This window comes from Streptomyces sp. NBC_00250 (assembly GCF_036192275.1).
Classification (GTDB): domain Bacteria; phylum Actinomycetota; class Actinomycetes; order Streptomycetales; family Streptomycetaceae; genus Streptomyces.
Genome location: NZ_CP108088.1, coordinates 2,348,435 through 2,361,430 on the forward strand (window position 1 = coordinate 2,348,435; position 12,996 = coordinate 2,361,430).

The 12,996-nt window shown below is 69.1% G+C and carries 9 protein-coding genes; 4 read left to right on the top strand and 5 right to left on the bottom strand.

Annotated features, from left to right (window positions below):
* Window positions 1-50 precede the first annotated feature (50 nt).
* The 3 genes from OG259_RS10595 to ngcE all read right to left on the bottom strand — a co-directional run bounded on the left by OG259_RS10595 (window position 51) and on the right by ngcE (window position 3,464).
* Window positions 51-989, bottom strand: a complete 939-nt coding sequence (locus OG259_RS10595; RefSeq protein ID WP_328942046.1) for a carbohydrate ABC transporter permease — start codon at window positions 987-989, stop codon at window positions 51-53.
* A complete protein-coding gene (locus OG259_RS10600; protein WP_328942047.1) occupies window positions 989-1,918 on the bottom strand; it encodes a carbohydrate ABC transporter permease in 930 nt (309 codons plus the stop codon). The genes OG259_RS10595 and OG259_RS10600 overlap by 1 nt, the downstream gene beginning before the upstream one ends.
* A gap of 100 nt (window positions 1,919-2,018) precedes the next feature.
* Window positions 2,019-3,464, bottom strand: a complete 1,446-nt coding sequence (gene ngcE, locus OG259_RS10605) for an N-acetylglucosamine/diacetylchitobiose ABC transporter substrate-binding protein (RefSeq protein WP_328942048.1) — start codon at window positions 3,462-3,464, stop codon at window positions 2,019-2,021.
* Between the two features lie 525 nt (window positions 3,465-3,989).
* Here ngcE and OG259_RS10610 point away from each other — a divergent pair.
* Complete coding sequence (locus OG259_RS10610) at window positions 3,990-4,904, top strand: FG-GAP repeat domain-containing protein (RefSeq protein ID WP_328942049.1); 915 nt, start codon at window positions 3,990-3,992, stop codon at window positions 4,902-4,904.
* A gap of 107 nt (window positions 4,905-5,011) precedes the next feature.
* On the opposite strand, the gene acnA is transcribed toward OG259_RS10610, so the two are convergent.
* Window positions 5,012-7,729: an aconitate hydratase AcnA gene (gene acnA, locus OG259_RS10615; RefSeq protein WP_328942050.1), complete on the bottom strand. Its 2,718-nt coding sequence runs from the start codon at window positions 7,727-7,729 to the stop codon at window positions 5,012-5,014.
* Between the two features lie 256 nt (window positions 7,730-7,985).
* Entirely contained in the window at window positions 7,986-8,984 is a 999-nt protein-coding gene (locus tag OG259_RS10620; RefSeq protein ID WP_328942051.1) for a LacI family DNA-binding transcriptional regulator, read from the bottom strand.
* Between the two features lie 93 nt (window positions 8,985-9,077).
* Here OG259_RS10620 and OG259_RS10625 point away from each other — a divergent pair, with 93 nt between their 5' ends.
* The 3 genes from OG259_RS10625 (at window position 9,078) to OG259_RS10635 (ending at window position 12,978) form a co-directional block, all read left to right on the top strand.
* The gene (locus OG259_RS10625; RefSeq protein ID WP_328942052.1) at window positions 9,078-10,955 is read left to right on the top strand and encodes an amidohydrolase; all 1,878 of its coding nucleotides are present in this window, start codon (window positions 9,078-9,080) and stop codon (window positions 10,953-10,955) included.
* Between the two features lie 85 nt (window positions 10,956-11,040).
* Window positions 11,041-11,397, top strand: coding sequence for a VOC family protein (locus OG259_RS10630; protein WP_328942053.1), 357 nt, complete (start codon window positions 11,041-11,043; stop codon window positions 11,395-11,397).
* 51 nt (window positions 11,398-11,448) lie between these two features.
* On the top strand, window positions 11,449-12,978 hold the full coding sequence (locus OG259_RS10635) for a helix-turn-helix domain-containing protein (protein WP_328942054.1): 1,530 nt from the start codon (window positions 11,449-11,451) through the stop codon (window positions 12,976-12,978).
* The last annotated feature ends 18 nt before the right edge of the window (window positions 12,979-12,996 follow it).

Sequence of the window (12,996 nt, forward strand, 5' to 3'; positions counted from 1 at the left end):
AGGGCCCCCGGCGCGGGTGCGCCGGGGGCCCTGGAGGCTGCGGGAACGGGTTACTTCACGGCGCCGGCGGTCAGACCGGCCACCACCTGCCGCTGGAAGATGATGTACGCGGCGAGCACCGGGAGCATCGCCATCACCAGACCGGCGAAGAGACCCGACCAGTCGCCCTTGTAGCCCTGGCTCGTGGCGAGCTGGACCAGGCCCTGGGAGAGCACCTTCTGGTCCTGCTCGGTGTTGAGCACGGTGGGCAGCAGGTACTGGTTCCACTGGCCGAGGAAGTTGAAGATGCCGACGCTGATGAGGCCCGGCTTGGCCATCGGCAGCATCACCTGGAAGAAGGTCCTGGTGTGCGAGGCGCCGTCCACGAAGGCCGCTTCCGCCACCGAGGTCGGCAGTGTGCGGAAGAAGGCCGTGAGGAAGAAGACGGTGAAGGGCAGCGAGTACGCGATGTAGACGAGGATCAGGCCGTGCGGGGTGTTGAGCAGGGCCAGGTTCTGCATCACGTAGAAGAGCGGCACGAGCGCCAGGATGATCGGGAAGCTCATCCCTCCGATGAAGAGGAAGTAGATGAAGCGGTTCCCGGGGAAGTCGAAGCGGGCCAGCACGTAGGCGGCCATCGAGCCGAAGAGCAGCGTGCCGATGAGGGAACCGCCGACGACCACGATCGTGTTCAGGAAGTAGTCGCTCATGTGTGCCTGGGACCAGGCGCGCGACCAGTTCTCGAAGTGCAGTCCGTCGGGCAGTGACCACGGGGAGGTGAAGATCGCCCGGTCGGTCTTGAACGAGGTCATGACCGCCCAGAGCAGCGGCATGACGACCATGATCGCCCAGATGATCAGGACGCCGTGCGAGAAGACGTTGAGGACCGCGCCCTCGCTCTTGGACTCCTTGCGGGCCGCGGGCGCCACCGTCTTGATGACCGTGGGACCCGAGCCGCCCGGGGAGCCGGGGCTCTCGACGCCGGGGGTGGCAGTGTCGGTCGTCTTCATCAGAACTCCAGCCGCTCGCGCCGGCCCAGCTTCATCACGATGGCCGCGAAGGCCAGCGTGACGAGGAGGAGCGCGACACCGATGGTCGTTGCGTAGGCGGCCTGACCGTCCCGGAACGCCTTCTGGTACACGTACAGCGGAAGGACGACGGTGGAGTAGTCGGGCCCGCCGCCGTTGGGGCCGACGGTCATGATCTGGACGACGGCGAAGGACTCCGCGCCGAGCGCCAGGATGCCCATGTAGATCCAGCCGGACTGCACGGTGTCCCAGAGCAGCGGCAGGGTGATCTTGAAGAAGGTCGTGAAGCGGTTGGCGCCGTCGAGCAGGGCGGCCTCGTAGAAGTCCCTCGGAATGGACGCCATGCCGGCCGAGAAGAGGACGACGAAGAAGCCGACCGTGGACCAGACGAGAACCGCCATCACACAGAGGAGGGCGAGGTCCGGATCGCCCAGCCAGTCCGGCTGAATACTGCCGAGACCCACGAGCTGCAGAGCGGAATTGATGGCTCCGCTATTCGGGTTGTAGGCGAACTGGAAGAGCAGCGCGACGATGGCGATCGACAGCACCTGCGGGAAGAAGTACACAATCTTGTAGAAGGCTGATCCGCGCACGCCGGCGATGGCCGCTCCACGACGGCGCCGACCACCGACATTGAGCATGAACGCGAAGAACAGCGCGAGTCCGACGGTCACCAGCGGCAGCACCACCGCGAGGGTCAGACTGTGCTGGAGCGATTTCCAGAAGATCTCGTCGTCCAGCATTCTGCTGTAGTTGTCGAATCCGACGAAGCCGAATTCGGGGCTCAGCCCTGTCCAGTCCGTGAGCGAGTAGTAGATGGACTGGATGAACGGCCAGATGACGAAGAGCGCGTAGAGCGCGAGGGGCGCCGCCAGGAACCCCACGATGAAACGGTACTTGCCGTGCTGCATTCCTACCGACCCCGATCTTCCCGCGGAGGCGCGCCGCGGGTGCCGCGCGCCAAGGGGCCGGGGCCCGCTCCCGGTCGGCGGGAAGGGGCCCCGGCACTGCTCACTGGTGCTTGTAGTGCTTGATCGAGGAGTCCTTGGCCGCTTCGTCGGCGAACTTCTGGATCTTCTTGATCGTCTCGGCCGGGGTCGCACGGCCGGCCATCATCTCGCCGATGCCCGCGACGCCGATCTTCTCCTTCTGGAGGGCGACGTACCAGTCCTGGAGGCGCGGGTTGACGACGTTCTGGCCGGCCTTCTCCAGAGCCGCGACACCGGACTTGAGGCCCGGCGTCAGCTCGATGCCGTCGGTGCCGCCGTTGTACGCGGAGAGGGACTTCACGGACTGCGTGAAGTTCTTGGACGAGGCCTCGCTGAGCATGATGCGCAGCTGCTCCATGCCGCCCTCGGGGTTCGCCGCCTTGGCCGGGACGATGAACGGCTCGCCGCCGGACGCCCACATCGTGCCGAAGGGCATCTTGTCGGAGGCGTCGAGGCCGCTCGGGGCGGAGACGGCCAGGTTGAAGTCGGCCGGCATGGTCTTGGCCGCCTCGTTCTCGACCCAGGAGCCGTTCGGGATGAACAGCGCCTTGCCCTCGGTCCAGGCGGTCTGCGACTGGATGTGGTCGAGGCCGGGGGTGCCCTTGAGGATGTAGCCCTTCTGGACGAGCTCGTAGTAGGCCTCGAAGCAGGCCTTGACCGCGGGGTGCTCCCAGGCCTTGGGCTCCAGGTTGTCGATGGCGTCCAGGACCTCGCGGCCGCCGACCTTGCCGATCATCGGGTAGAGCGAGAAGGGGAGGTAGTACGGGTGCTTGCCCGCGTACGTCCAGCCCGCGATGCCCTTCTTCTTGGCCTTCTCGCAGACGGCCAGCATCTCGTCCCAGGTCTCGGGGTACTTCGCGTCGAGCGAGTCGAGCAGCTTCTGCGAGTACCAGACGCCGTAGACGGTGTAGGCGTAGTAGAGGATCCAGACCGGGTCGCCGTCGAACTGGCCCATCTCGACGATGCCGGGCCGCAGGGTGTCGCGGACCTTCTTGCTCGGGTCGTCGACGGAGGCCGAGTCCAGGAGGGCGGTGAGGTCGGCCAGCTGCTTCTGTCCGACGAGGACGCCCATGTCCATCTGCTCGGCACCGGAGTTGTCGATGAGGTCCGGCGGGTTGCCACCGTTGAAGCGCGGCTGGAGCTCGGTGGTGATCTTCTGGGTGGGCGTGAACTTGACCTTGGCCTTGGGGTAATTCGTCTCGTAGACCTTGATCGCGTCCTTGGCGTACTGCTGTCCGAATCCGCCGTCGAAGAGAACGAAATCGAGCGGGGCCGACTCGTTCACCCCGAGCGGGTTCTTGTCGGTCTTCTGTCCCTTCTCGACCTTTTCGTTGCCATCGCCGCTGCTGCTCGCACAGGCGGAGAGGAAGCCCATGGTCGGCACGGAAATCAGGCCGATCGCGGCGGAACGCTTGATCAGATCGCGACGGCCAAGGCCCTCATTGGTCTGAGCGGAGGTGGATCCCATGCTCAAGTCCTCGCCTTCATTCAGGACTCAGGCGGTGTACCGGTCGCCCGTACTCTCGCCACAGGCGAAGGGCCCCGCCACCGCGGTCATTTGCAGCCGGGTCGTGCAGGCGTCGGGCCGTCGTGTGATGGATACGACTGGCTGGACGCCGACAGGTATAGTCCACTTCCCTTCGCCTGAGCAAGATCGAAAGCAGGTTTTCACGGCCATCTTTCCCGAGTTGAGACCTCCGGGATAAGCACGCGCGATCTGCGGCGTTTCGTCCAACCATCCGTCCGCGAATGCCCTTGACAGTGCCTCAGGACTACCCGTACTGGAGGGTCACAGCGCGGGTAAGGGCGTCGACACCCCGACACGAGGGGTGCAAATAGGGCATTCGGCCGGGATCGAAACAGTTGTGTCACAGACCCCCCTCCTGGTGAAGTTCCTGTAAGGACGATCCGGGATCATGGGGGTCCGGCCGTCTCCGTCCTCGTGTACGGACGAACGGTGGAACCTTCGTTTCCTCTCACTCTGGAGTACTACGTGGCCAACTCTTCTGGCCTGAACCGCTCGCGCGTCCTGTCCCGCGTGACGGTCGCGGCGATAACCGCCGCCCTCGTGAGCACCACCACCGCCGCGGTCGCGGCGGACGCGCCCAGCGCCTCCTTCGGCGCCGAGCAGAAGGCCTCGAACGCGAGCGCCTTCTCGGCCGCCTCCACCGCCGCCGCGACGCCGCGGAACTTCCTCTACGGCGTCAACAGCGCGGGCACCATCTGGGGCTACCAGCCGGTCGGCGGGGGCACCATCCAGCGCCTCGCGGACAACTCCGGCACGGGCTGGAACAGCCACAAGCACTTCAGCCAGGCCGACATGGACGGCGACGGCGGCTCCGACGGCTTCTACGCCGTCCGCAACGGCCGTCTGAACTACGCCGAGGTCGGTGCTCCGCGCGACCTCGGTGGCGGCTGGGGCGCCTACAACAAGATCATCTCCGCCTCCAACACCGGCGGCGGCGTGGCGGACGACCTGCTCGCCCGCGACAGCTCCGGTGTGCTCTGGCACTACCTGGGCTACGGCAACGGTGGCCTGACCCAGCGCTACCGGGTCGGCAGCGGCTGGAACGCCTACACCCAGATCGCCGGCAAGGGCGACGTCTCCGGTGACGGCCGGGCCGACCTCGTCGCCCGCGACCGTTCCGGCGTGCTGTGGCTGTACAAGGGCACCGGCAACTACAAGTCGCCCTTCACCACCCGCACCCGCATCGGCAGCGGCTGGAACGGCTACAACCTCATCGCCTCCTCGGGTGACCTGAACTTCGACAGCCGGGCCGACCTGGTCGCCCGCGACAGCGCCGGCGCGCTGTGGCTGTACAAGGGCACGGGCAACCCGTCGAGCCCGTACACCGGTCGCGTGAAGATCGGCACCTCCGGCTGGAACGGCTTCCGCGAGATCTTCTGATCCGCCGATCCGCAGCCTCCAGGCGCAGCGAAAGGGCCCCGCTCCTCTTCCGAGGAGCGGGGCCCTTCCCGTTACCGGATCCGCGCCGGTGTCAGCCGCGGCTGTGCTCAGCCACGGATGAGGTTGCGGAGCACGTACTGCATGATGCCGCCGTTGCGGTAGTAGTCCGCCTCACCGGGGGTGTCGATGCGGACGACCGCGTCGAACTCGACACCGGTGTCGGTGGTGACCTTGACCGTGCTCGGCGTGGTGCCCTCGTTCAGCTCCGTGACGCCCGCGATGGAGAAGGTCTCCTCGCCGGTCAGACCGAGCGAGTCGGCCGACTGGCCGGCCGGGAACTGGAGCGGCAGGACGCCCATGCCGATGAGGTTCGAGCGGTGGATGCGCTCGTACGACTCGGTGATGACGGCCTTGACGCCGAGGAGCGCGGTGCCCTTGGCGGCCCAGTCGCGGGACGAGCCGGAGCCGTACTCCTTGCCGCCCAGGATGACCAGCGGGGTGCCGGCGGCCTGGTAGTTCTGCGAGGCGTCGTAGATGAACGACACGGGCGCGCCCTCGACGGTGAAGTCGCGGGTGAAGCCGCCCTCGGTGCCCGGCGCGATCTGGTTGCGCAGGCGGATGTTGGCGAAGGTGCCGCGGATCATGACCTCGTGGTTGCCACGGCGCGAGCCGTAGGAGTTGAAGTCACGACGCTCCACACCGTGCTCGGTGAGGTACTTGCCGGCCGGGGTGTCGGCCTTGATGGCGCCGGCCGGGGAGATGTGGTCGGTGGTGACCGAGTCGCCCAGCTTGGCCAGCACGCGGGCGCCGACGATGTCGGTGACCGGGGTGGTCTCCATCGTCATGCCCTCGAAGTACGGGGGCTTGCGGACGTAGGTGGACTCGTTGTCCCACTCGAAGGTGTTGCCGGTCGGGATCGACAGCGCCTGCCACTGGGCGTCGCCCGCGAAGACGTCCTGGTAGGACTTGTTGAACATGTCCTCGCCGATGGCGTTGGCGACGACGTCGTTGACCTCGGCCTCCGTCGGCCAGATGTCGGCCAGGTAGACGGGCTTGCCGTCCTGGTCGACGCCGAGGGCGTCCTTGGTGATGTCCACCTTCATGGAACCCGCGAGGGCGTACGCGACGACCAGCGGCGGGGACGCCAGGTAGTTCATCTTGACGTCGGGGTTGATGCGACCCTCGAAGTTGCGGTTGCCCGAGAGCACCGAGGTCACGGCCAGGTCGTGCTCGTTGACGGCCTTGGAGACCTCTTCCGGCAGCGGGCCGGAGTTGCCGATGCAGGTGGTGCAGCCGTAGCCGACGAGGTTGAAGCCGACCTTGTCGAGGTACGGGGTGAGACCCGCCTTGTCGAAGTAGTCGGTGACGACCTTCGAGCCCGGGGCGAGGGTGGTCTTGACCCACGGCTTGCGGGTCAGGCCCTTCTCGGTGGCCTTCTTCGCGACGAGCGCGGCGGCGACCATCACGTACGGGTTCGACGTGTTGGTGCAGGAGGTGATCGCGGCGACGGTGACGGCGCCGTGGTCGATCTCGTAGGTCGAGCCGTCGGGGGCGGTCACGGTGACCGGCTTCGACGGGGCGCCGTTGGGGTGGTTCGCCGGGGCGTCGGAGGCCGGGAAGGACTCCTTGCCCGCCTCGTCGACCTCGTCCACGTAGTTGCGGACGTCCTGGGCGAACTGCGCGGCGGCGTTCGCGAGGACGATGCGGTCCTGCGGGCGCTTGGGGCCGGCGATCGAGGGGACGACCGTGGAGAGGTCGAGCTCCAGCTTCTCGGAGAAGTCGGGCTCGGCGGCCGGGTCGAGCCAGAGGCCCTGCTCCTTGGCGTACGCCTCGACGAGCGCGACCTGCTGAGCGGAGCGGCCGGTCAGCTTGAGGTAGTTCAGGGTCTCGCCGTCGATCGGGAAGACGGCGGCGGTGGAGCCGAACTCCGGCGACATGTTGCCGATGGTGGCGCGGTTCGCGAGGGAGGTGGCGGCGACGCCCTCACCGTAGAACTCGACGAACTTGCCGACGACGCCGTGCTTGCGCAGCATCTCGGTGATCGTGAGGACCAGGTCGGTGGCGGTGGTGCCGGCCGGGAGCTCGCCGGTCAGCTTGAAGCCGACGACGCGCGGGATCAGCATGGAGACCGGCTGGCCGAGCATCGCGGCCTCGGCCTCGATGCCGCCGACGCCCCAGCCCAGCACACCGAGGCCGTTGACCATGGTGGTGTGGGAGTCGGTGCCGACGAGGGTGTCGGGGTACGCCTGGCCGTTGCGGACCATGACGGTACGGGCCAGGTGCTCGATGTTCACCTGGTGGACGATGCCGGTGCCCGGGGGGACGACCTTGAAGTCGTCGAAGGCGGTCTGGCCCCAGCGCAGGAACTGGTAGCGCTCCTTGTTGCGGCCGTACTCCAGCTCGACGTTCTCCGCGAAGGCGGAGTTCGTGCCGAACTTGTCGGCGATGACGGAGTGGTCGATGACCATCTCGGCCGGGGAGAGCGGGTTGATCTTCGCCGGGTCGCCGCCGAGTGCCGCGACGGCCTCACGCATGGTGGCGAGGTCGACGACGCAGGGAACGCCGGTGAAGTCCTGCATGATCACGCGGGCCGGCGTGAACTGGATCTCCTGGCTCGGCTGGGCCTGCGAGTCCCAGCCACCGAGGGCCCGGATGTGGTCGGCGGTGATGTTCGCGCCGTCCTCGGTGCGGAGCAGGTTCTCCAGGAGGACCTTCAGGCTGTAAGGGAGGCGCGCGGAGCCCTCGACCTTGTCCAGCTTGAAGATCTCGTACGACTCGTCGCCCACGCGCAGCGTGCTGCGGGCGTCGAAGCTGTTCGCCGACACGACAGTCTCCTTCATCAATGTGCGCGTATTACCGCCATGCTGCCGCCACGACTCCTCGCCGATCCGCTAAGGTAAGGCTTAGTTAGGTAACCCTTACCGGGTGGGCGGCCACGGTGCGCCGTAAGCAGTTATCTCGATGTCGAGATAACTCTAGTGCATCCCCGCCGCCCGGTCATGCCCGGCATGGCTGTGACGGCCGTCATCCTGAGGACCGTCCGGCCGGCCGGGCCGCCGCGCCGTGCCACGAACACGGCCCTCACTCGCCCCTGGGGCGGGTCGAGGCGCGCGGGTGGAGTCGGGCCGGAATCATCAGGCCGCCCGGCGCGGGACTGGGCAGCGCGGGGTCGAGCCGGGCGACCAGGGTCGTGACGGCCGTCTCCGCGATCGTCTCCGGCCGCAATGTCACCGTGGTCACGGACGGGTCGGTATCGGCGTAGGCCGGATCCTCGCTGGTGCAGACGAGCAGCAGGTCGTCGGGTATCCGCAGGCCGTGGCGGGCCGCCGCCGCCCGGACCTGCCGGCCGCCGGGGTCGTAGACCGAGTGGACGGCGTCGCAGGCACGGTCGGAGAAGGCCCGGTCGAAGGCGTGGCCGGGCGCGTCGTCCGGGTCGAAGGCGATCACCGACGGCACCTGGCCGTGCTCCCGGCACCACTGTTCATAGGCCCGGGTCACGGCGCCGGTGTAGTACTCCCGGCCGAACCCGGCGTGCAACGCGATCCGGTGCGCACCGGCGGCCGCCAGGTGGTCGAGGACCTCGCGGGTGGTCGTGGCGTGGTCGTTGTCGACCCAGATGTCGTCGGGACGCGGGTCCACGGGGCGGCCGTCGAAGACCACGGGGATCCCCCGGGCCCGCAGGGCGCGCAGGACCCGGTCGTCCTCGGGGCTGTCGAGCAGGAGCATTCCGTCGACGGTCAGGGTGTGCCACAGGGTCTCGCCGCCTCGGGCCGCGGGGAGGACCGTGAGCGCGTAGCCGTGGGCGTGCGCCGTGACCGCGGCGGCGGTGAGCAGACGCGAGAAGTAGGGGACCGCGAGGAAGTTCCAGGGGGTGCCCGCGTAGGTGGTGACGGCGAGGCCGAGCGTCCTGGTCCGGGTCAGGGGCGTCCGGCGCGAGCCGTAGCCGAGGGCCGCCGCCACCTCGCGGACCCTGCGCCGGGTGGACTCACCGAGCCGGCCCGTGCCGTTGAGGGCGTGGGACACCGTGGCGGTGGACACCTCCGCGGCGCGGGCGATGTCGGTGAGGGTGGGCCCTGGCATGCGCGCCATCGTACGGATTTCGCGGTCCGGGGAGGGTACTGGTTACGACGTTAATCAGCGAGCGTCCGGCCACAGCCAATGTTTGGAGTGGTCATGACTTCTTCCCTGAGCCGGCGCACCGTTCTCGCCGCCGCCGGTGCGGCGGGTCTCGTCGGGGCCGCCGGGAGCCCCGCGGCGGCGGGCTCGCGCCCCCGGTCGGCCGCCCTGGTCGTGCACAACGCGCGGGTGTTCACCGGCCTGTCCGGCGCCCGCCCCGTCGAGGCCGTGGCCGTCGGGCGCGACGGCCGGATCCTGGCGACCGGGCGGGGCAACGAGCTGCGGCGCCTCGTCGGCCGGGACACCGAGGTCGTCGACGCCCGCGGGGCGACCGTGATGAGCGGCATCCACGACGGGCACGTCCACCCGCTGGGCGCGGGCAGTCGCTCGCTGCGGCCCTCCCTCGAAGGCGCGGAGACGACGCGGGACGAACTCCTCGCGATCCTGACCGGCTTCCTCAAGGACAGCCCGGGACAGGAGCCGGACGGCTGGCTGGTGGTCGAGGACTGGAACCCGGTCGGGCTGCTGCCGCAGGGCTCCCTCCCCCACCACTCGCTGCTCGACGCCCTGCCCACCCGCCGCCCGGTCGCCCTGGTCGGCGGCGACGGTCACAACATCTGGGTCAACGCCCGCGCCCTGGAGATCGCCGGCATCACGGCCGCCACTCCGGACCCGGTGGGCGGGAAGATCGTGAAGGGGGCGGACGGCAGGCCGACGGGGGTGCTCAAGGACGACGCCCAGCCGCTGGTGACCCGGCACATCCCGGAGCCGAGCGAGGCCGAGCTGGTCGCGGCGTGCGCACGGGTGCTCGGTCAGGCGGCGGCCTCGGGCGTCACCACGATGATGGACGCCCTGGTCGGACGCGGTGAGCTGAGCACGTACCGGGCCCTCTCGGCGGCCGGGAAGCTGCCGCAGCGGATCGTCCCGGCGATCCGGCTCGACTCGGACCAGGCGAAGGACCCGGCGGCAGCGCTCGCGTACGCCCGGGGGCTGCGCCGGGAGTTCGGTGACGTCCGGGGGCTGCGCTTCGGGATGATCAAGGTGTTCCTGGACGGGGTGATCGAGTACCCGGCGCAGACGGCGGCGCTCCTCGAGCCGTATCTGGACGGCGAGGGACGACCCACCACCAACCGGGGCGAACTGTACGTCTCCGCCCAGGACTACGGACGACTGTCGGCCGCCTTCAACCGGGCCGGCTGGCAGATGCACGCCCACGGCCTGGGCGACCGGGCCGTCCGGACGGCGCTCGACGGGTACGCGTACGCCCGCCGCGCCACCGGCCTGCGCGACGCCCGCAACGCCGTCGCCCATCTCCAGGTGGTGGACCCGGCCGATCTGCGGCGCTTCGCCGAACTGGGCGTGGCGGCCTGCATGCAGCTGCAGTGGGCGGCCCGGGACACCTGGACGATGGAGGCGCTCCTGCCGTACATCGGACCCGAGCGGCACCGGTGGATGTACCCGGCGCGCTCGCTGGAGCGGCACGGCGCCCTGCTCTCGGCCGGCTCGGACTGGCCGGTGGACGCGCTCCAGGTGTGGAACCAGATCCGGACGGCGATCGACCGGCAGGGGGCGTACGGCGAGGGCCCGCTGTACCGGGAGCTGGAGGGCCTGAGCCGCACCTCGGCGCTGCGGATGCACACCTACGGCACGGCACGGCAGCTCCGCATGGACGGGGAGACGGGGACGATCCGGGCGGGACGGGCCGCCGATCTCCTGTTGCTCGACCGAGATGTAATGGAATGTCCGGTAGCCGACATCAGCGACACCACGGTGCGGCTCACGCTGGTCGGCGGCCGGGTGGTCCACGACGCCGAGTCGGCCTCGGGCCGTACGGCCTCCGCGGGTCTGGCCCGCGCGGTGTCCGCGCCCCGGCCCTCGGCGTACGCGGCCGTGCACGGCGGCCGGCACCGGGCGTGCGGCTGCGCGGCACACTGACCCTCAGCCCCGTCCCCGTACACCTGCCCGCCCGTACGGCCGCGGACGAATTGCCGCGGCCGGACGGGCGGTCGAGGATCGGAGCATGTTCAGTGGCGCGCATGTGATCCTCTACACGCGGGACGCGGAGGCCGACCGGGCCTTCCTCAAGGACGTCGCCGGCTTCCCGCACGTGGACGCCGGGCGCGGCTGGCTCATCTTCAAGCTGCCGCCCGCCGAGGTCGCCGTCCACCCGACGACGGAGGAGCCGAAGCACGAGCTCTACCTCATGTGCGACGACCTCACCGCGACCCTGACGGAGCTGGAGGACAAGGGCGCGGAGATCTCACGCGCCATCACCGATCAGGGCTGGGGTCTGCTCGCCGCCGTGCGGCTGCCGAGCGGGACCGAACTCCCCCTGTACGAACCGCGTCACCCGACCGCGCTCGACCTGTCACCCTGACGGCCCACCCCAACGGCGAGTGGCATCTCATATCTGAGATAACGTGACGCCATGGCAGACGACTACCTCGTACGCATCGGCAAGCTCATCCGTGACGCCCGGCAGCACCGCGGCTGGACACAGACGCAGCTCGCCGAAGCACTGGCCACGAGCCAGAGCGCCGTCAACCGGATCGAGCGCGGCAACCAGAACATCAGCCTTGAGATGATCGCCCGGATCGGCGAAGCCCTCGACAGCGAGATCGTGTCCCTGGGTTACGCGGGACCGATGCACCTCAGGGTCGTCGGCCGCCGCCGGCTCTCGGGCTCCATCGACGTCAAGACGAGCAAGAACGCCTGTGTCGCGCTCCTCTGCGCCTCCCTCCTCAACAAGGGCCGCACGGTCCTGCGCCGGGTCGCCCGCATCGAGGAGGTCTTCCGGCTCCTGGAGGTCCTCAACTCCATCGGGGTCCGTACCCGCTGGATCAACGACGGCGTCGACCTGGAGATCGCGCCGCCCGCCGAGCTGGACATGGAGTCCATCGACGCCGAGGCCGCGATCCGCACCCGCTCGATCATCATGTTCTTCGGCCCGCTGCTGCACCGCATGGACCGCTTCAAGCTGCCGTACGCCGGCGGCTGCGACCTCGGTACGCGCACGATCGAGCCGCACATGATCGCGCTGCGCCGCTTCGGCCTCGACATCACCGCGACCGAGGGCATCTACCACGCCCAGGTCGAGCGCTCCGTCTCACCCGACCGCCCCATCGTGCTGACCGAGCGCGGGGACACCGTCACCGAGAACGCGCTGCTCGCCGCCGCCCGGCACGACGGCGTGACCGTCATCCGCAACGCCTCCTCCAACTACATGGTCCAGGACCTGTGCTTCTTCCTGGAGGCCCTCGGCGTACGGGTCGACGGCATCGGCACCACCACCCTCACCGTGCACGGCGTGCCGCAGATCGACGTGGACGTCGACTACTCCCCCTCCGAGGACCCGGTCGAGGCGATGAGCCTGCTCGCCGCCGCCGTGGTCACCGAGTCGGAGCTGACGATCCGCCGCGTCCCGATCGAGTTCATGGAGATCGAGCTCGCGGTCCTGGAGGAGATGGGCCTCGACCACGACCGCTCGGCCGAGTACCCGGCCGACAACGGCCGGACGCGCCTGGTCGACCTGACGGTCCGCCCCTCCAAGCTGGAGGCGCCGATCGACAAGATCCACCCGATGCCGTTCCCCGGCCTGAACATCGACAACGTGCCCTTCTTCGCGGCGATCGCGGCCACCGCCCAGGGCAAGACCCTGATCCACGACTGGGTCTACGACAACCGGGCCATCTACCTCACGGACCTCAACCGCCTCGGCGGCCGCCTCCAACTCCTCGACCCCCACCGCGTCCTGGTGGAGGGCCCCACCCGCTGGCGCGCCGCCGAGATGATGTGCCCGCCGGCCCTGCGCCCCGCGGTGGTCGTCCTCCTCGCGATGATGGCGGCCGAGGGCACCTCGGTCCTGCGGAACGTGTACGTCATCAACCGCGGTTACGAGGACCTCGCGGAGCGCCTCAACTCGATCGGCGCCCAGATCGAGATCTTCCGGGATATCTGAGAATACGCAGGACAACTC